16 protein-coding genes are annotated in these 18,127 nt (G+C 66.3%); 10 read left to right on the top strand and 6 right to left on the bottom strand.

What is annotated here, in order from left to right; all coding sequences use genetic code 11:
* Positions 1-1,188: NAD(P)/FAD-dependent oxidoreductase (locus XF30_RS14930; protein WP_109145719.1), on the bottom strand; the 1,188-nt coding region annotated here is incomplete at its 3' end.
* Positions 1,189-1,281: 93 nt separating this feature from the next.
* Between XF30_RS14930 and XF30_RS14925 the strand changes: the two genes are divergently transcribed.
* The gene (locus XF30_RS14925) at positions 1,282-1,818 is read left to right on the top strand and encodes a SixA phosphatase family protein (RefSeq protein WP_192893145.1); all 537 of its coding nucleotides are present in this window, start codon (positions 1,282-1,284) and stop codon (positions 1,816-1,818) included.
* Positions 1,819-1,873: 55 nt separating this feature from the next.
* Positions 1,874-2,299 carry a universal stress protein gene (locus tag XF30_RS14920; RefSeq protein ID WP_036030185.1) on the top strand — a complete coding sequence of 142 codons (426 nt, stop codon included), beginning with the start codon at positions 1,874-1,876 and terminating at the stop codon, positions 2,297-2,299.
* 258 nt (positions 2,300-2,557) lie between these two features.
* Here XF30_RS14920 and XF30_RS14915 read toward each other — a convergent pair whose 3' ends face one another.
* Entirely contained in the window at positions 2,558-2,794 is a 237-nt protein-coding gene (locus tag XF30_RS14915; protein ID WP_109143173.1) for a DUF1127 domain-containing protein, read from the bottom strand.
* A 186-nt stretch (positions 2,795-2,980) separates the two neighbouring features.
* On the opposite strand from XF30_RS14915, the gene XF30_RS14910 reads away from it, so the two are divergent.
* Entirely contained in the window at positions 2,981-4,324 is a 1,344-nt protein-coding gene (locus XF30_RS14910) for an aminotransferase-like domain-containing protein (protein WP_109143172.1), read from the top strand.
* 3 nt (positions 4,325-4,327) lie between these two features.
* On the opposite strand, the gene XF30_RS14905 is transcribed toward XF30_RS14910, so the two are convergent.
* Positions 4,328-4,927, bottom strand: coding sequence for a YdcF family protein (locus XF30_RS14905; protein ID WP_109145718.1), 600 nt, complete (start codon positions 4,925-4,927; stop codon positions 4,328-4,330).
* 63 nt (positions 4,928-4,990) lie between these two features.
* Positions 4,991-5,572, bottom strand: a complete 582-nt coding sequence (locus XF30_RS14900) for a hypothetical protein (protein WP_109143171.1) — start codon at positions 5,570-5,572, stop codon at positions 4,991-4,993.
* 76 nt (positions 5,573-5,648) lie between these two features.
* On the opposite strand from XF30_RS14900, the gene XF30_RS14895 reads away from it, so the two are divergent.
* On the top strand, positions 5,649-6,083 hold the full coding sequence (locus XF30_RS14895) for a hypothetical protein (RefSeq protein ID WP_109143170.1): 435 nt from the start codon (positions 5,649-5,651) through the stop codon (positions 6,081-6,083).
* A 4-nt stretch (positions 6,084-6,087) separates the two neighbouring features.
* Here XF30_RS14895 and XF30_RS14890 read toward each other — a convergent pair whose 3' ends face one another.
* Both XF30_RS14890 and XF30_RS14885 read right to left on the bottom strand, forming a co-directional pair.
* The gene (locus tag XF30_RS14890; protein ID WP_109143169.1) at positions 6,088-8,487 is read right to left on the bottom strand and encodes a bifunctional diguanylate cyclase/phosphodiesterase; all 2,400 of its coding nucleotides are present in this window, start codon (positions 8,485-8,487) and stop codon (positions 6,088-6,090) included.
* Between the two features lie 213 nt (positions 8,488-8,700).
* On the bottom strand, positions 8,701-9,207 hold the full coding sequence (locus tag XF30_RS14885; RefSeq protein WP_036015620.1) for a YciE/YciF ferroxidase family protein: 507 nt from the start codon (positions 9,205-9,207) through the stop codon (positions 8,701-8,703).
* 430 nt (positions 9,208-9,637) lie between these two features.
* On the opposite strand from XF30_RS14885, the gene XF30_RS14880 reads away from it, so the two are divergent.
* The 6 genes from XF30_RS14880 to XF30_RS14855 all read left to right on the top strand — a co-directional run bounded on the left by XF30_RS14880 (position 9,638) and on the right by XF30_RS14855 (position 18,104).
* Positions 9,638-10,720, top strand: a complete 1,083-nt coding sequence (locus tag XF30_RS14880; protein WP_036030193.1) for a lysylphosphatidylglycerol synthase transmembrane domain-containing protein — start codon at positions 9,638-9,640, stop codon at positions 10,718-10,720.
* A gap of 134 nt (positions 10,721-10,854) precedes the next feature.
* Entirely contained in the window at positions 10,855-12,801 is a 1,947-nt protein-coding gene (locus tag XF30_RS14875) for an SGNH/GDSL hydrolase family protein (protein WP_109143168.1), read from the top strand.
* 474 nt (positions 12,802-13,275) lie between these two features.
* Positions 13,276-14,181, top strand: coding sequence for a LysR family transcriptional regulator (locus XF30_RS14870; protein ID WP_109143167.1), 906 nt, complete (start codon positions 13,276-13,278; stop codon positions 14,179-14,181).
* A gap of 123 nt (positions 14,182-14,304) precedes the next feature.
* Positions 14,305-15,249 carry a 5-dehydro-4-deoxyglucarate dehydratase gene (kdgD, locus tag XF30_RS14865; protein ID WP_109143166.1) on the top strand — a complete coding sequence of 315 codons (945 nt, stop codon included), beginning with the start codon at positions 14,305-14,307 and terminating at the stop codon, positions 15,247-15,249.
* A 24-nt stretch (positions 15,250-15,273) separates the two neighbouring features.
* On the top strand, positions 15,274-16,632 hold the full coding sequence (gene gudD / locus XF30_RS14860) for a glucarate dehydratase (protein ID WP_109143165.1): 1,359 nt from the start codon (positions 15,274-15,276) through the stop codon (positions 16,630-16,632).
* Between the two features lie 23 nt (positions 16,633-16,655).
* Complete coding sequence (locus XF30_RS14855; protein WP_109143164.1) at positions 16,656-18,104, top strand: aldehyde dehydrogenase family protein; 1,449 nt, start codon at positions 16,656-16,658, stop codon at positions 18,102-18,104.
* Positions 18,105-18,127: the final 23 nt, after the last annotated feature.

Below are 18,127 nucleotides of genomic sequence, written 5' to 3'. Positions count from 1 at the left end.
CCAGACCAGTTCGAACGGCGAGAACAGCCTCCAGCGCTCATCGCCCCGCAAAATGCTGCGCGCGATCATCTGTCCGGCCATGGCGGAGGTGTTCATGCCCTGGCGGCCGAACCCGCTCGCCACCCACAAGCCTTTGCGCAGCTGGCCGATCTGCGGCATGCCGTGCACGGTCTGGCCGGTGGCGCCGCCGAAGATGTCGGTGATCTCGACATTGCCGAGCTCGGGAAAGATCGTCCGGATCCGCCGCTTGATGGCGCCGGCGAAGCGCTGCGGACGCGCGGCCCAGGTGGTCTCCGGGCTCTCCCACATCAGCCGGTCGCCGTCGACAAGCCGGAAATGATCGACACCGTCGGAATCCATCACCGATCCCTTGAAGGCGATGATCTCGTGCAGGCGCTCGCCGAGCGGCGCGGTCACGCCGGCATAGCGCCAGACCGGCAGCAACGTCTCCGACAGGCGCTTGGAGGGGGCGCCGAGATGAATGTTGCCGGCGAGCACGATGTGGCTCGCCCGCAGCCGCGCCGAGGGCGTGACGATGCGCTTGCGGATGCCGGAATGATCGATGCTGACGACCGGCGTGTCCTCGAAGATGCGGGCGCCTGCCCGCCGTGCCAGCGCCGCAAGGCCGTGCACGTATTTCCGGCCGTCGACCTGGAACGCTTTCGGATAATACACGCCGTGGAAGTAATGATCGGACTTGAGCGCCTCGCGCACGCGGTCGACCTGCCAGCCTTCGACCTCGGTATCGAAATCCTCGTTCAGCATCTGCAGCCGGCTGATCAGCCGGTCGCCGGCATCGACATTGGAGACCTCCAGCACGCCGTCGCTGAGGCCGATCCCCGGCATGCTCGCTTCGCTGGCGTTGGCCCGGACGAACTCGGCGCCCTGCTTCGACAGGGTCCACAATTCGCGGGCGTCCTCCAAGCCGATGCGCTCGATCAGGTCCGTGAGCGGCAGCGCAAAGCCCGGCATCACGGTGCCGAGCTGGTTGCCGGAGGCGTTCCAGCCGATATGCCGACCCTCGAGCACCGCGACGCTGGCCCCGAGCCGGGCCGCCTCCAGCGCCACGGTAAGCCCAGCCAGGCCCGCCCCGATCACACAAATGTCGGCATCGAGATCGAACGACAGCCGCACGCGGTCGCGAAAGCCGGCTTCTTCCTGGGACACGCTTGTGAAAGTCTCGCTCATGCAGTTTTCTTAGAGGACTGTGCGGGCCCTTGTCACCTTGTCCTCAACCGGTGCCTGTAGATTATCCTGGACGTGGAACGATTCGAGAATGCCATGCGCCGTTTGATGCTGTTGCGTCACGCCAAGACCGAGACCGACGCACCGAGCGGCCGTGACCAGGACCGCCGGCTCGACGACCGCGGCCACAAGGATGCCGCGCGGATGGGAGACTGGATCGCGGCCCATCCGCCCTTCCCCGATACCGTATTGGTCTCCCACGCCGTGCGGGCCCGTCAGACCTGGGACATCGCCTGGGAGGCGATGAAGGACCGCGTCCCGGCGCCGCAGGTCGAGGTCCTGCCGGAACTCTATGGCGCCGATCCCGCGCAGATCCTGGACACCATTCGCACCGCAACCGCCCCGGCCGATCCGAAGCGGCTGCTGCTGATCGCCCACAATCCCGGCATGCACGAGGTCGCGCTCATGCTGATCGGCGGCGGCGATCCCGATGGCGCCAAGACCCTCGGCGACAACCTGCCCACAGCGGGGCTTGCGATCTTCGACTTTGACGTCAAGGATTGGGGTGACGTGGCCTACCGCCGCGGCAAGCTGGTGCTGTTCGTCAGCCCCAAGCTGCTTCGATCGGACTAGACGCGCGGGCGCCGTCTCGACCGGTTGGTTCAGCCTGGTTCACAGGGAGGCGCAGATGTTCAAGTCCATCCTCGTGCCCATCGATCTCGCCGACACCGATCTCGCCAAGCCGGCGATCGCGACCGCGGCGACTTTGTCGCAGACCTGGAGCGGCACCGTGCGCCTGCTCAACGTGCTGCCGATGACGCCGGTGATGCTGGCCGAGTACGTCCCGGCCGATTTCGACGAGCAGCAGCGCCAGACCTCGGAAGAGGCCCTCGCCATCGTCGCCCGCGAATCCGGCATCGAGCCCTCCCGCATCTCCAGCGTGGTGCGCCAGGGCGGCATCTATCACGAGATCCTGGAGGAAGCCGCGCACATAAAGGCCGACTTGATCGTGATGACCTCGCACCGGCCGGCGATGCGCACCTATTTCCTCGGCTCCAACGCCGGCCACGTCGTGCGCTACGCCAAGTGCTCGGTGCTGGTGGTGAGGCATTGAAGGGCAGCAGACTTCGTCATTGCGAGCGCAGCGAAGCATCCAGCATCTTTCCGCGGCGACAGCCTGGATTGCTTCGCTGCGCTCGCAATGACGGAGAGGCAGCTGCGTGCCACACTCGCGCTTCCGTGCCCCGGACGCTGCGCAGCACGAAGTGATGCGCTGCAGAGCCGGGGCCCATGCGTCAGCGAGTGCGATCCGCTGGATCCCGGCTCTGCGCAGCAACGTTTCCCGCTGCAGCGCGTCCGGGACACGCGAGTATCACAGATACCGCGACAGCTCGGTCTTGAACTGTCCGTACACGGCATCCTCGATCTGGCTGCGCGTGATGCCGATGTCGCGCAGGGCGCGGTCGTCGAGCTCGTTCAGGGTCTTGACGGCGGAGCGGCGCTCCAGGCGGTCGAACAGCGCGGTGAGGCGCAGGGCTAGGGCACTGAAAAATCCGCCCGATGAGGATGGGCGTAAAGTCCGCCCGACAGTTTGCGAGATTGTGGTCATTCTTCTTCTCCGGCCTATTGTCCCGCGCGGCGAAGCAGGTGCCGTTGGCGCGGACGCTAGTGGGCGCCTGCACCTCATTTGCCGTCGGATTGCTCTCGCTCTCCTCGGCTCAATCGCGGAACTTGATGGAACTTAAATGCTCCAGTACACTCCTCGGAGCAAGCAAAACATTGCTCTCGGTGCAATATGTCCAAGTTCGAGTACGTGAAGCTCGCCGATGCCATTGCGGCCGATATCACTAACGGCACGTTAAGGCCCGGCGACCGGCTGCCGCCGCAGCGCAATTTTGCCTATGACCGCGGCATCGCGGTCTCGACCGCGAGCCGGGTTTATACGGAATTGCTCCGCCGCGGCCTCGTGGTCGGCGAGGTCGGGCGCGGCACGTTCATCTCCGGCGACGTCAGGCGTGAAGTCGAGACCATGCGCGAGCCGGCCGACGCGCGCATCAATCTCGAGGTCAATTACCCGCTATTGCCGCAGCAATGGGCGATGATCGCCAAGAGCCTCGCGGGGCTCGAACGCATCGACGCGCTGGAATCCGCGCTGCGCGTTTCGACCAGCACCGGCACCAAGAGCGCCCGCGTTGCCGCCGCTGCCTATCTCGCACGCAAGGATTTTTCGCCGCAGCCCGAGCAGATCTTCTTCACCGCCAACGGCAAGCAATCGCTCGCGGCCGCGCTTGCCGCGCTGGTGCCCACCGGCGGCCGCTGCGGCGTCGAGGCGCTGACCTACCCTTACGTCAAGAGCATCGCCGCGCGGCTCGGTGTGACGCTGGTCCCGATCCCCATGGACGAGTTCGGCGCGCGGCCCGACGCCATCCAGAAGGCCCATCGCGAGGCGCATCTGTCGGCGCTGTATCTGCAGCCCATCATCCAGAACCCGCTCGGCGTCACCATGAACGCGACGCGGCGCGCCGACATCATGCGCGTCGCCGAGAAGCTCGATCTCACCATCATCGAGGACGCCGTCTACGGCTTCCTCGCCGACGACACGCCACTGGCGGCGCTCGGGCCCCACCGCTGCATCGTGCTCGACAGCCTGTCCAAGAAGGTCGCGCCGGGGCTCGCGCTCGGCATCCTCGTCGCGCCGCCGCATCTGCGCGAGAGTGTGATGAGCGCGGTGCGCACCGGCGGCTGGATCGCCTCCGGCCATGCGCTCGCGGCCGGGCAGCGGCTGATGGCCGACGGCACCGTCGCCGAGCTGACCCGGCTGAAACGCATCGATGCCGCGCGCCGACAGCAGACCGCCGCACGGCTGCTCTCCGGCTACCAGCTCGCCGCCGATCCGCGCTCGTATCATCTCTGGCTGACGCTGCCACCGCACTGGCGCTCGCAGACCTTCGTCGCCGCAGCAGCAAGGCGCGGCATCGCGCTGACGCCATCCTCGACCTTCGCGATCGCGCACGGTCATGCGCCGAACGCGGTGCGGCTCGCGCTCGCCCCGCCGTCGCCTGAGCAGCTCGATTCCGGCCTGCGCACCATCGTCTCGCTGCTCGGCACCAAGGAGGACGATTTCGATTCGACGGAGTAGGGCTCAGACTTCCGGCCAGTCCGCGATAAAGCCCCTCGCCTTGTAAGGTTCGATCTTGTCCCATTCGTGCAGCATGCGGCGGCGAAATTCGGCGTCGGTATGCCAGAGCGCACGTGGTGTCGTGAAACTGTCGACGGTGAGCAGCATCTTCTCGACCCCCGGCCAATGCCGATGCAGCGTCATCGGGTAGCGCCGCGCGGTCCAGGTGTTGCCGAGACAGATCACGCTGCGGATATTCTGCAGCCCGATGGCCGCATCGATGATCGGAAGCGAGAAGATGACGTTCTCGCCGGTGTTCATCGCGCGGTGCTCCTCGAGGATAAGGTCCGCCGGAACGCCCGCGGCAACCATCGCGGCCTTGATGATGCTGCACTCGGATTGCTCCGAGCCCGGCGTCACACCGCCGCTGACAATCGACCGGCGAAACAGGCCCTCGCGCCACAGCCTTGCGGCGGTGTCGGCACGCAAGCCAGCGTCCTCGCGGGTGCCGAACACGAACAGCAAGTCGGCTGGCCGGAGCGGCGTCTCGATCAGATGCGTGCGGTTGATTCTGGCGATCTCGTCTGCCGTCGGCAGACGGGTGCTGCGATCCATGGCGGACATGACCACAAGGATGCGACGCAGACGGCGGGACGCGAAGTCACATTTGATTGCGGCCGATTGCACCTAGGGCAGCAGGGCCTTCGGCACGCGATCGAAACTGTAGCTCTGCGGCCGGTTGCGCCGCACGAAGCCGCCGACCTGCCAGGCGAACAGCGCGGCGAAGCCGAGGATGAACAGCACGCCCGCGAGCTCGCCGGTCAGAAGCGCGCGGATCAACAGCCCCGCCATTGCCACAGCGAGCACGGCCAGGAACGCCAGCACCGCCGCATAGGTTTTGCGGCCGAGGCCCGCGGTCAATTCGGCGCGGCTGCCGGCTTTGGCCATCCGCGCATGCAGCTCGATCAGGAAATCGCGAAAACCGTTGTCCTGCGGCGCCATCAGCGCCGCGGTCTGCCAGCTCGTCGACAGGATCGCGATGCGGCCGCCGCCGGTGCGGCTGATATCGGCGCGGAAGCGGTGCTGCTGCATCGACACCGGGCGGAACGACAGCCGGATCGCCGAAATCTCGTCATAGCGCCACAGGCCGGAGCGGCGGGCGATGTGCCAGGACAGCCCCTGCTCCGTCAACTCGAAGCGATGCGCCGAGCCAATCAGCGAGGCCTTGTAGGCATAGCTCGTGGTCGAACCCGCTTCCGCTCCCGGCATGTCGTCAACGAACCCATGGGCGATCGCTTGGGCGATCGGCTTGCGCGATCGCCCCCGGCCATCCTACAAGCGAGGCATGGCTGAGACGACCTTTTTTCCGCGCCGCCTGATTCTCGGCGCCGCGATGATCTCCGGTGTGTTACTGGCGCTCGCGGTGCACATGCTGGGCGCGCGCTACGGTCTCGATCTCGGCCGCCTCTGGCGCTCCGACACGCATGAGTTCATTCCGGCGGGCGCCGCCATCGCCTGGTGGCTGATCGCCACCGTCGGCTTCTCCGGCGGCTATTTCACGGCGAGCCTGATGCAGAGCGCCGTCTCCGGACAGATCCCGCAGCGGATGCGGCAATTCCTGATCGCGGTCGGCGTGCTGCTGCTTGCGGGAACGGGTCAGGCGGCGTCGGCGCCGAGCCCGATCCCGACCGTCTCGGGCGTGCTCGCCGGGCTTGCCGCCCTGTGTCTCGGCGCCGTGATGGCGTTCTGCGGCGCGCATTTCGCGCTGCGCCGAAGCTGACCTCTCAAGCCGACGCGCGCAGCCGCGGCCGTTCCAACATGATCGCGACATCCGAGGCGGGCCGCGGCTTGCTGAACAGATAGCCTTGCGCCTGGGTGCAGCCCTCGCGCCGGAGCAGCTCGAGCTGCGCGTCGTTCTCGACGCCCTCTGCCGTGGTGACGATGCCGAGGCTGCGGCCGAGGCCGGTCACGGCGCGAATGATCGCCATGGAATCCTCGCGCGTCGCCAGCTCCGACACGAAGGAGCGGTCGATCTTGATCTTGTCGAACGGGAAGCTGCGCAGATAACTCAGCGACGAATAGCCGGTGCCGAAATCGTCGAGCGAGATCCGCACGCCCATGGCACGCAGCTCGTGCAAGGTCGTCAGCGTCGCCTCGCTGTTCTGGAGCAGGACGGATTCGGTGATCTCGAGCTCGAGACGGCGCGCACCGAGTCCCGATATGGCCAACGCCTCTGTCACCGCCGCGATCAGGTTCGGGCTCTTGAACTGCACCGGCGACAAATTGACGGCGACGTCGACATCGTCGGGCCAGGTGGCCGCGTCGGCACAGGCGGAGCGCAGCACGAACTCACCAAGCTGAACGATGAGCCCGGTCTCCTCGGCCAGCGGGATGAAGCTGATCGGCGCGATCAGCCCGCGTTGCGGATGGTTCCAGCGCAGCAGCGCCTCGAAGGCGACGACGCGACCGCTGGCGACCTCGCGGATCGGCTGGTAATAGACCTCAAACTCGTCGCGTTGCAGCGCCGCGCGCAGATCCATTTCCAGAAGGCGCCGCGCCTGCGCACGCGCATCCATGCCGGTCTCGAAGAAGCGGTAGGTGCCGCGGCCATCCGCCTTGGCGCGATAGAGCGCAAGATCCGCGTTCTTGAGCAGCTCGTCCGGATTGCTGCCGTCCTGCGGCGACAGCGAGATGCCGATCGAGACGCCGATCACGATCTGATGGTCGTCGATCTGGTAAGGCGCCGAGATCACCTCGACGAGGCGTCCGGCAAGCGATCGCGCGGCGATCTCCTCGGAGCGTCCGATCTGGACCACCGCGAACTCGTCGCCGCCGAGCCGCGCCACGGTGTCCTGTTCGCCGACGGTGGCCTCGAGCCTGCGGCCGACCTCCTTGAGCAGCGCATCGCCGATGGGATGGCCGAGGGAGTCGTTGATGTCCTTGAAGTGATCGAGATCGAGGCAAAGCACCGCGAGCTGGTCGCCCGACTTGGTCTGGCGCAGTCCCTGCTCGAGCTGTTCGTGGAACAGCACGCGGTTCGGCAGGCTGGTCAGCGCGTCATGTCGCGCCATGTGCGAGATCTTGGCCTGCGCCTCCAGCCATTCGGTGATGTCCTCGAAGGTCGCGACCCAGCCGCCGCCCTGCATCGGCTGGTTGACGACCCGGATGGAGCGGCCGAACCGGTTGACGACGTCGGTCGTGGTGCGGCCCTCGCGCGCGTCGGCGACGAGGCGGGCGAAGAATTCATCGGCGTCGCCCTGCCATTGGCCCTTCGCCTGCTCTTCCCTGAGCACGTCGACCAGCAAGCGGCCGGCGAGCGGCACGTCGGTTCGACGGAGCATCGCGGCATAGCGCTCGTTGAACAGGATGATCTTGCCTTCCGCGTCGAACATGCACAGCCCCTGCGACATGTTCTCCAGCGCGCTGTCGAGCACGATCTGCTGGCGGCCCAGTTCGCCCTTGGCGCGGCGGTCGAGCAGCGCGGCCACGAGCGCAATCGCGATGATCGCGACGGCGGCGCCGGCAGTCAGGAACGACAGCGAGGCCGGCGGGACCGAGAGCCCGCTGATCGCGATCGTCGGGTCCGGCGTCAGCAGCACCGCGCCCATCGCGGTGAAATGATGGGCAACGATCGCGAGCGTCAACAGAGCAGTCGCGCTCAGCGCATGCCGAATGCCGTCACCTCGCGCGGCGACGAACAGCGCGAGCGCTGCGAAGACGATTCCGAACAGCACCGAGGCGGCAACCGTGCTCCCGATCCAATCCAGCCGTGCCGGCATCTCCAGCGCCGCCATGCCGGTGTAATGCATCGCCGCGACACCCAGGCCGACGATGGCGCCGCCGACGACGATCCACACCGGGCGCGAGGACGCCACGGCGATGCTCAGGCCCACGAAGGTCAAGGAGATCGCAAGCATCAGCGACAGAATTGTCACCGGGATGTTGTAGGCGCCGGCGCTCCCGGGGCCATAGGCGAGCATCGCGATGAAATGCGTCGCCCAGATGCCGCATCCGCTCACGGCCGCATCCAGGGCGATCCAGGCCAGACGCCCGGCTCCGTGCGTCGCGCGTGCGCGCTGAAACAGGCTGATCGCCGCGGCGCTGGCGAGCAGGCACACCGCGCCCCCAAGGGCCACCAGTCGCCAGTCATGCTCGTCGGTGAGACAGTAGAGAACTTGATACATTGCCGGCCCCTATCGACCCGCACTTGAGCCGACAGTGGTGGACGATCGGTAACCGGCTACAAACCTGCTCCGGACGTGGTGAATGGAAGATGAGCGAGTTCGCTCACATTGCTGATCCTCGCGACGGCGCACCGAAGCAGCACCACGGCAGCGGGAAGCGAACAAGCACAAGCGCCGCGCGGACCGTCGCGCGGCGCTCGTAGTTTCCTCTACTCAGCTCGCCGCGCGCAGATTCACCTTGCTCTCGGCGAGTGTTGTCAGCTTCTGGTCGGTCGCCTTCTCCTCCTCGAGCGTCTTGGCGAGCACCGCCGCACAATCGTTGCGGCCGAGCTGCTTGGCCCAGGCGATCAGGCTGCCGTAGCGGACGATCTCGTAGTGCTCCGCGGCCTGCGCCGCATTGATCAGGGCCGCGTCGAGCACCGCCTTGTCGGCGACTTCGCCGGCGGTCTCGTCGGCTTCCTCGATGATGCCATCGATCGCCGGGCAGTCGACCGCCTTCACGGGAACGCCGTGCATCTTGAAGACCTCCTCGAGCCGCGCAACGTGCTGCTTGGTTTCCTCGAGGTGCGTCAAAAAGCCCTGTTTCAGCTGCGGATCAGTGGCCTTGGTCGCCATCTTCGGCAGCGCCTTGGTGAGCTGCTGCTCGGCGTAATAGATGTCCTGGAGCTGATGTACGAACAGGTCGTTCATGGTCTTGATGTCTTTTGTGAACAGTCCCATCGTTCCGATCCTCTCGGGTCTTGGGAACACGGAGGCGCCGGCTTGCACGAAAAAGCCGCGTATTCCGCCATGTTCGATTGCTGATGGAGGCTAACGACCACGCGGCATCGACGTTCCAAAAACGCCGATACGGCTCTGCGTTGGAACAATGCGGACGGCGCCGGGATCTGAGATCGTATCGGCACGGTGAGCGCGCGGATGGAGCCTGGTTTCGCGACTCATATGCTTAACGCGCCGCCGATATGAACCGCGTATGACAAAGTTGCCCGCCGAACGCAGAACCTATTGTTGTCAAGGGCTGCACAAGCCGCTGATTTTGCCTTAAATGAGCTGGATCATGCCTAGCGATCGATGCCTGCCTTTTGGCCGTGATCGCACCCGACCGGCCAATGTCTGGCCCGGTCGGTCTTGCCCCCCGCCGGGAGGATGAATGCACGGACTGCTGCCCGCGTTGAAACGCGGCTTCAATAGATGGATCGGCTGGCGACGGCTCGGCGTCGCCGCGAGCATCTTCATCATCGCGTTTGCGATCACGACGCTGGTGCGGACGCTCAAGGGCATCGATACCGGGGTCATCCTGACCGCGTTGACGGAGATTCCCCGCGGCAACATCGGGCTGGCGGCGATCTGCGTCTTCTTCGCGTTCTGTACGCTGACCTTCTACGACTATTTTGCGCTGCGAACGATCGGCAAGAAGCACGTGCCCTATCGCATCGCGGCGCTGTCCAGCTTCACGTCCTATTCGATCGGGCACAACATCGGCGCCACGGTCTTCACCGGCGGCGCGATCCGTTTCCGGATCTATTCGGACTACGGACTGAACGCGATCGACGTCGCGAAGATCTGCTTCCTGTCGGGCCTGACCTTCTGGCTCGGTAACATCTTCGTGCTCTCGATCGGCATGGCCATCCATCCGGACGCGGCCTCCTCGATGGATCAGCTGCCCTCCTCGCTCAACCGGTTGATCGCCCTCGGCGGTCTCGCATCGATCGGCGCGTATCTGGTCTGGCTCTGCATGGGCGAGAAGCGCCGTGAGCTCGGCCAGAAGGGCTGGAAGGTGGTGCTGCCCTCGGCGCCGCTGACCTTGGTGCAGATCCTGATCGGCGTCGTCGATCTCGGCTTCTGCGCCACGGCAATGTACCTCTTGATGCCGGCCAACCCGCCGATCGACTTCATGTCGCTCGCGGTCGTGTTCATCCTGGCGACCCTGATCGGCTTTGCCAGCCACGCGCCGGGCTCGATCGGCGTGTTCGATGCCGCCATGCTCGTGGCGCTGCCCCAGTTCGGCCGCGAGGAGCTTCTGGCCACGCTGCTGGTGTTCCGTATTCTCTATTTCGTGATCCCGTTCGGCCTTGCCATCTCCATCATGGGCACGCGCGAGCTTTGGACGAATGTGGTCGCGCCGTGGCAGGAGCGGCGGCGGCTGGCGGAAGCCTGCGCGCAGGCCAACCTGCCCAAGGAGGTGACGCCGATGGAGCGCGAACGGCTGCTGCGGCAGGCCGGCAAGCGCTGAGCCGCCCAAGGCGCCGCCGGCAATCAAGCCGCCGCCGGCAATCAAGGCCCCTCGGAATCATCAGGCAAAAGTTGCGGGCAGGCGCGCAATCCTCTCTTATTTCCGCCTCAACTTTGCCGTTGAAAACGCGGGCCATGATTTCCGTATTCCTTCGCACCCTCTCGGCAGGCGCCGTGCTGCTTGCCGGCCTTCTCGCTTTGCCCGAGCGCGCCGCCGCGCAGGACGCCGGCAGCATGCAGATCAGCTGGGAGGTGCGTAACCGCTTCCGGCTATTCCGCGAGGAGCGCGACTTCCTGCTCCATGTCGAGAACGCGCGCAACCGCAGCATTCTGGCCGCCGAACAGTCCCTGGAGCTCCAGAGCGAGGGCCGCGGCTGGGCCCGCAACATGGTCAACCGGCTCTGCATCGACCTGCAGGGCCGGGTCAACCAGCCCTGCACCCGCGACAATGTCAAAGAGAACTACATCACGCCGATCGACCATCCCGTGACGGTGCGCCTGACCGGCGCGGTGCCGGTCGGCGCCACCTGCGCCTGGTCGTTCGATGACGGCGACGGGCCGCAGAGCTCGACCTTCGACTGCGCCGAGCCGATCAATTTGCGCGTCCGCTACGGCAAGCCGACGGTTGCGACCGTCGATGTCTCGGCCGGCTCCGATCCGACCCAGCGGGTCCAGACCGAGATTCAGGTCCGCGACATCTTCATCGCAGGTCTCGGCGACAGCATCGCCTCCGGCGAAGGCAACCCGGACCGGCCGCTGGCGCTGTCGGACGAAGGCTTCTGCTTCCGCTCCTATCTCGGCACCGCCGGCGCGCAGTACTACCGGCCGAGCCGCCACGGCTTCAAGGGCGGCCGCGCCTGCGAGGCGCCGGATACGCTCGCCAACTGGCAGCGCTACAGCGCGCTCTGGTTCAATGCGCCGTGCCATCGATCGCTCTACAGCTATCAGGCGCGCACCGCGCTGGCGCTCGCGGTGCGCTACACCCACATCGCCGTGACCTTCCTGCCGCTCGCCTGCACCGGCGCGAGCATCGGCGACGGGCTGCTCGGCTCGCAGCGCGCCCGCGAATGCCCGCCCGGCAAGACCGGCGTCTGCAACACCAGCGTGAACGCGCAGGTCGCCGAGCTGCGGGAAGCCGTCACCGCGGCGAAGAAGCGCCAGCCCGATCGCACGCTCGATCTCGTGCTGCTCTCGGTCGGTGCCAACGACGTCTATTTCTCCGGCCTCGTCGCCGACGTCATCGTCGAAACCGCGACCGAGCGCGCGCTGTTCCGCCGCTCCGGCGTGTTGGCGAGCGTCGACGATTCCCGCGATGCGCTCCAGCGCGAGCTGCCGCAGAATTTCGTCAAGCTGCGCGAGGCGCTGAAGCCGCTGGTCGGCGGCGACCTCTCGCACGTGGTCTATGTCTCCTATGCCAACCCTGCGCTCGCCGACGGCGGCGCGCCCTGCCGCGGCGGCCGGGCCGGCTTCGACATCCACCCGTCCTTCAATGCCGATCCGCAGCGCCTTTCCCGCGTCTCCGCCTTCGTCGACAGCGAATTCCTGCCGCAGCTGAAGGGGCTCGCCACCTGCACCCGCGGTGCGCTGTGCCGCGATCCCGAAGCCGACCGCATGACCTTCGTCGATGCGCACCAGGCCGCGTTCGCCGAGCACGGCTTCTGCGCCCGTTCCGGCAACGATCCCGAATTCGACCGCAGCTGCTTTGCCGCGAACGGCCAGAGCTTCGATCCCGACATCGTCAGCGCGGCGAGCCAGCCGATGCTGTGCGGCCGCGGCGCCTCGGAGTACCGCGCCTACCTGCCCCGCGCGCGCTGGGTCCGCGACGCCAATGACAGCTATTTCGCCGCGATGACCTATCCGCAGGGCCTGCCGGCGGCGAGCCAGCCGACCGACATCCACGATGCGACCTGGGGCGTGCTCTCCGCCGTCTATGGCGGCGCGGTGCATCCGAGCGCCGAGGGCCATGCCGCGATGGCCGATGCGGCGCTGCCGGCGGCGAGCGCCGTGCTCGGTCTCGACGCCGTGCCGCCGAACGTGACGCGCGGACTGCTGCCGCAGTTGCTGCCCAGCGCGCAGCAATAGCGCGCGCTGTCTCCACACACTCACTGTCATCGCCCGGCTTGACCGGGCGATCCAGTACTCCGTGACAGCAGTGATTGAATCGAGACGCCGCTGCGTACTGGATTCCCCGCCTTCGCGGGGAATGACAGCGGTGGTTTGATAGGGTTTCCGAACACCGATCATCCCCCACTTCGCCGTTCCATCGATCCAAAAACAGCATCGATCGATACTGCCTTGAACTTGGACACTTCGCCGCGCGCACCTCTAGGACTCGTGTCGGGCAAACGGCCGAGGCCTAAGAGAGGCGCGTGATGAGCACAGTGGCGTCCGCAGCGGACGTGAGGCGGTCTCGCATCAGCCTGTTCCTCCTGAGGGCTCCCATGGGAGCTTGACCAGGCAACTCAACGGCGGCCCACAAGGCCGCCGTCTTTGTTTTGGGGGTGATCGATGCTAGAAGTGCCGGGGAAACGCCTTATTCATCTAAGGCATGTATCGATGTTCGACCTCAACCAGCTCCGCTGTTTCGTCACGGTGGCGGAGGAATTGCACTTCGGCCGCGCCGCCGTGCGGCTCAACATGACGCAGCCGCCGCTGTCCCGGCAGATCCAGGTGCTCGAGCACATCATCGACGCGCCGCTCTTGGAGCGCACCAGCCGCTCGGTGCGCCTCACCCCGGCCGGGCGCAGCTTCCTGCCCGAGGCGCGGCGCATCCTCAAGCTTGCGGAAAGCGCTTCGCAGGTGGCCCGCCGCATTGCGCTTGGCAAGACCGGCTCGCTGAAGGTCGGCTTCACCGCGGCCGCGGCCTATGGCTTTCTGCCCGAACTCATCGCCGCCTGTCGCGCCAAGCTGCCGGAGGTCGACTTCTCGCTGAAGGAGATGGTATCGGGCGACCAGTTCGAGGCTCTGACTTCTGGCCAGATCGATGCCGGCCTGCTGCGGCCGCCGATCGCGCGGCCCGAGCTTGCCAGCCGCCGCGTCGTCGCCGAGCCGCTGCTCGCGGCGATCCCGAAGAAGCATCCGCTGGCGAATGCCGACGGCATCACCATCAAGGATTTCGACGACCAGCCGTTCGTGATGTATTCGCCCTATGAGAGCCGCTACTTCCACGACCTCCTGGTGGCGCTGTTCACCCGTGCCGACGTGCTGCCGCGCTACGTCCAGCATCTCAGCCAGATCCACTCGATCCTCGCGATGGTGCGCGCCGGACTCGGCCTCGCCATCGTACCGGCGGCAGCGGCGAGCCTGAAGATCTCCGACGTCCGCCTGCGTCCGCTGAAGCTGCGCACGCGCGTTCCGGTCGAGCTGTTCATGGTGTGGCGGCGCGAGGACGAGAACCCGCTGCTCTCGGCGCTGGTCAAGATCGCCGGTGAATTGTCCTCGGCGGAGCTGGCGGAGGATTGATGCTCAATCCGCATCGGTCGATATAGGCTTTGGCTTGGACGCGCATCGAACGGTCTCCTAAACCACGGCGCATGGACGTGCGGCCTCTGCTTGCGTCCTCCGCAACACGAGAAGGGAGCGCCCATGAGCAAGATGACCCCGCAGGAAATGGCCCAGAAGATCGGATCGGGCCTCCTGTCCTTCCCCGTCACGCCGTTCAGGGCGGACTACTCCTTCGACGAGGCGACCTATCGCGCCAACATGGACTGGCTGTGCGGCTATGACGTCGCAGGCCTGTTCGCCGCGGGCGGCACCGGCGAGTTCTTCTCGCTGACGCCATCAGAGGTTCCGCGGGTCGTGAAGGTCGCCGTCGACGAGACCAAGGGCCGCGTGCCCGTGCTCGCCGGCACCGGCTACGGCACTGCGATCGCCCGCGAGATCGCGATCGGTGCGGAACAGGCCGGCGCCGACGGCCTCCTGCTGCTGCCGCCCTACCTCACCCATTCCGAGCAGGAAGGCCTTGCCGCCCATGTCGAGGCGGTCTGCGCCGCCGTGAAGATCGGCGTCATCGTCTACAACCGTGACAACGCCATCCTCCAGCCCGACACGCTCGCGCGCCTTGCCGAGCGCTGCCCGAACCTGGTCGGCTACAAGGACGGCATCGGCGACATTGAGCTGATGACCCGCATCTACACCAAGCTCGGCGACCGCCTCACCTATGTCGGCGGCCTGCCGACCGCCGAGACCTTCGCGCTGCCCTATCTCGACATGGGCGTGACGACCTATTCCTCGGCCGTGTTCAACTTCGTGCCGGAATTCGCCACCAACTTCTACGCCGCGGTGCGCAAGCGCGACCACGCCACGATCCAGGCCGGCCTGAAGGATTTCATCCTGCCGCTGATCGCGATCCGCAACCGCAAGAAGGGTTACGCGGTCTCGATCATCAAGGCCGGCATGAAGGTGATCGGCCGCGATTCCGGCCCGGTCCGTCCGCCGCTGACTGATCTCACCGAGCAGGAGATGGCGGAGCTGACCGCACTGGTGCAGAAGCTGCCCGCCGCACGATCGTCACAACAGGCTGCAGAATAGCAAGACGACAGGGAGGAGCCTGCGATGGCCCAGACTGAGATTTCCGGCGCGTCAGTCGCCGGAGCACCTGTTATCACGGCGATGCAGGTGATCCCGGTCGCTGGCCGCGACAGCATGCTCCTCAACCTGAGCGGCGCGCATGCGCCGTTCTTCACCCGCAACATCGTCATCCTCACCGACAATGCCGGCCACACCGGCGTCGGCGAGGTGCCGGGCGGGCAGAAGATCTGGCAGACGCTCCAGGACGCGCGCGACCTCGTGATCGGAAAGACGGTCGGCGCGATGAACAACATCCTCGCCGATATCCGTACCGCCTTCGCCGACCGCGACGTCGGCGGACGCGGCAAGCAGACCTTTGATCTTCGCGTGATGATCCATGCGGTCACCGCGATCGAATCCGCGCTGCTCGACCTGCTCGGCCAGCATCTCGGACTGCCCGTCGCAGCACTGCTTGGCGAAGGCCAGCAGCGCACCAGCGTCGAGACGCTCGGCTATCTCTTCTTCGTTGGCGACCGCCGTAAGTCGAAGCTCGACTACGTCACTGGCGAGACCGCCAAGCCCGACTGGTTCAACCTCCGCCACCAGGAGGCGATGACGCCAGAGGCCGTGGTGCGGCTTGCGGAGGCGACCCACGACCATTACGGCTTCGCCGACTTCAAGCTCAAGGGCGGCGTGCTCCGCGGCGAGCAGGAGATCGAGGCGGTTACCGCAATCGCAAAACGCTTCCCCAGCGCGCGCGTCACGCTGGACCCCAACGGCGCCTGGTCGCTCGATGAGGCGATCAGCCTCTGCAAGGGCATGCATGGCATCCTCGCTTATGCCGAGGACCCCTGCGGCGCCGAGGCCGGCTTCTCCGGCCGCGAGATCATGGCCGAGTTCCGCCGCGCCACCGGCCTGCCGACCGCCACCAACATGATCGCCACGGACTGGCGGCAGCTCTCCCATGCGCTGCGGCTCGGGGCCGTGGACATCCCTTTGGCCGATCCCCATTTCTGGACCATGCAAGGCTCGGTGCGCGTGGCCCAGACCTGCCGTGACAACGGCCTGACCTGGGGCTCGCACTCCAACAACCATTTCGACATTTCGCTTGCCATGTTCACCCATGTCGGCGCCGCCGCCCCCGGCAAGGTCACCGCGATCGACACCCACTGGATCTGGCAGGACGGTCAAGCGCTGACGAAGGAGCCGCTCCAGATCAAGGGTGGCAAGATCGCCGTCCCGGACCGCCCGGGCCTCGGCATCGAGATCGACCGCCCCGCCATCGAGGCCGCGCACGAGCTCTACAAGAAGCATGGACTTGGGGGGCGGGATGACGCTATGGCCATGCAGGACTTGATCCCCGGCTGGACGTTTGACGACAAGCGTCCCTGCCTCGTGCGTTAGAAACGTTCCCCTGGAGGAAAAAGATGACAGCGATCCTGAAGAACTTCATCGGCGGCGAATGGGTCGACGGCTCCGGCGTCACCAGGAACATCAATCCCTCCAACACCAACGATCTCGTCGGCGAATACGCCAAGGCCGACAAGGCGCAGACCGAGAAGGCGATCGCCGCCGCGAAGGCCGCCTTCGCCGCCTGGGCGCAGTCGACCCCGCAGGCGCGCTACGACGCGCTCAACAAGATCTCGACTGAAATCCTCGCCCGTAAGGAAGAGCTCGGCCGCCTACTCGCGCGCGAGGAAGGCAAGACCCTCCCCGAAGGCATCGGCGAGGTCGCCCGCGCCGGCCAGATCTTCGCGTTCTTCGCCGGCGAAGCGCTGCGCCTGATCGGCGAGAAGGGCGCCTCGGTGCGTCCCGGCCTCGACGTCGAGCTCACCCGTGAGCCGGTCGGCGTCGTCGGCATGATCACGCCCTGGAATTTCCCGATCGCGATCCCCGCCTGGAAGATCGCGCCTGCGCTCTGCTACGGCAACACCGTGGTGTTCAAGCCGGCCGAGCTGGTGCCCGGCTCGGCGCATGCGCTGTCCGAGATCATCACCCGCTCCGGCATTCCCGCGGGCGTGTTCAACCTCGTCGTCGGCTCCGGCTCGGTGGTCGGCCAGACCCTGCTCGAGCATCCGGACGTCGCCGCGATCTCCTTCACCGGCTCGGTGCAGACGGGACGCAAGATCGCGCAGGCCTGCGTGCTCTCGAACCCCATGAAGAAGTTCCAGCTCGAGATGGGCGGCAAGAACCCGCTGGTCGTGCTCGACGACGCCGACCTCAAGACTGCCGTCGAGGTCGCCGTCAACGGCGCCTATTTCTCGACTGGCCAGCGCTGCACCGCCTCGTCCCGCCTGATCGTTACCGAGGGCATCCACGACCGCTTCGTCGCCGCCATGGCCGAGCGTCTGAACAGCCTGTCGGTGGACGATGCGCTCAAGGCCGGCGTGCATATCGGCCCCGTGGTGGACCAGAACCAGCTCGACCAGGACCTCCGCTACATCAAGATCGGCCAGGACGAAGGCGCCAAGCTCGCCTTCGGCGGCGAGCTGCTAAAGCGCGAGAATCCCGGCCACTATCTCCAGCCGGCGCTGTTCACCGAAGCCAACAACAACATGCGCATCGCGCGTGAGGAGATTTTTGGCCCGGTCGCCGCCGTCATTCGTGCGAAGAATTACGAAGAGGCGCTCGCCATCTCCAACGATACCGAGTTCGGCCTCGCCTCCGGCATCTGCACCACCAGCCTGAAATACGCCTCGCATTACAAGCGCAACAGCGAGTCCGGCATGGTGATGGTCAATCTGCCGACCGCCGGCGTCGACTATCACGTGCCGTTCGGCGGCCGCAAGGGCTCGAGCTACGGCGCCCGTGAGCAGGGCTCCTACGCGCGCGAGTTCTACACCACGGTGAAGACGGCTTACACCAATCCGGGCTGAGATATCGTAAGGGTGGGCAAAGC

The organism is Bradyrhizobium sp. SUTN9-2, assembly GCF_003122645.1.
Classification (GTDB): domain Bacteria; phylum Pseudomonadota; class Alphaproteobacteria; order Rhizobiales; family Xanthobacteraceae; genus Bradyrhizobium; species Bradyrhizobium yuanmingense.
This window is presented reverse-complemented; position numbering and strand designations above follow the sequence as displayed.

Bases quoted from the DNA above. Each gene is read 5' to 3' on its own strand.
- XF30_RS14925 (WP_192893145.1), top strand. From the start codon at position 1,282: ATGCGCCGTTTGATGCTGTTGCGTCACGCCAAGACCGAGACCGACGCA.
- XF30_RS14920 (WP_036030185.1), top strand. From the start codon at position 1,874: ATGTTCAAGTCCATCCTCGTGCCCATCGATCTCGCCGACACCGATCTC.
- XF30_RS14915 (WP_109143173.1), bottom strand. From the start codon at position 2,794: ATGACCACAATCTCGCAAACTGTCGGGCGGACTTTACGCCCATCCTCA.
- XF30_RS14910 (WP_109143172.1), top strand. From the start codon at position 2,981: ATGTCCAAGTTCGAGTACGTGAAGCTCGCCGATGCCATTGCGGCCGAT.
- XF30_RS14905 (WP_109145718.1), bottom strand. From the start codon at position 4,927: ATGTCCGCCATGGATCGCAGCACCCGTCTGCCGACGGCAGACGAGATC.
- XF30_RS14900 (WP_109143171.1), bottom strand. From the start codon at position 5,572: ATGCCGGGAGCGGAAGCGGGTTCGACCACGAGCTATGCCTACAAGGCC.
- XF30_RS14895 (WP_109143170.1), top strand. From the start codon at position 5,649: ATGGCTGAGACGACCTTTTTTCCGCGCCGCCTGATTCTCGGCGCCGCG.
- XF30_RS14890 (WP_109143169.1), bottom strand. From the start codon at position 8,487: ATGTATCAAGTTCTCTACTGTCTCACCGACGAGCATGACTGGCGACTG.
- XF30_RS14885 (WP_036015620.1), bottom strand. From the start codon at position 9,207: ATGGGACTGTTCACAAAAGACATCAAGACCATGAACGACCTGTTCGTA.
- XF30_RS14880 (WP_036030193.1), top strand. From the start codon at position 9,638: ATGCACGGACTGCTGCCCGCGTTGAAACGCGGCTTCAATAGATGGATC.
- XF30_RS14875 (WP_109143168.1), top strand. From the start codon at position 10,855: ATGATTTCCGTATTCCTTCGCACCCTCTCGGCAGGCGCCGTGCTGCTT.
- XF30_RS14870 (WP_109143167.1), top strand. From the start codon at position 13,276: ATGTTCGACCTCAACCAGCTCCGCTGTTTCGTCACGGTGGCGGAGGAA.
- kdgD (WP_109143166.1), top strand. From the start codon at position 14,305: ATGAGCAAGATGACCCCGCAGGAAATGGCCCAGAAGATCGGATCGGGC.
- gudD (WP_109143165.1), top strand. From the start codon at position 15,274: ATGGCCCAGACTGAGATTTCCGGCGCGTCAGTCGCCGGAGCACCTGTT.
- XF30_RS14855 (WP_109143164.1), top strand. From the start codon at position 16,656: ATGACAGCGATCCTGAAGAACTTCATCGGCGGCGAATGGGTCGACGGC.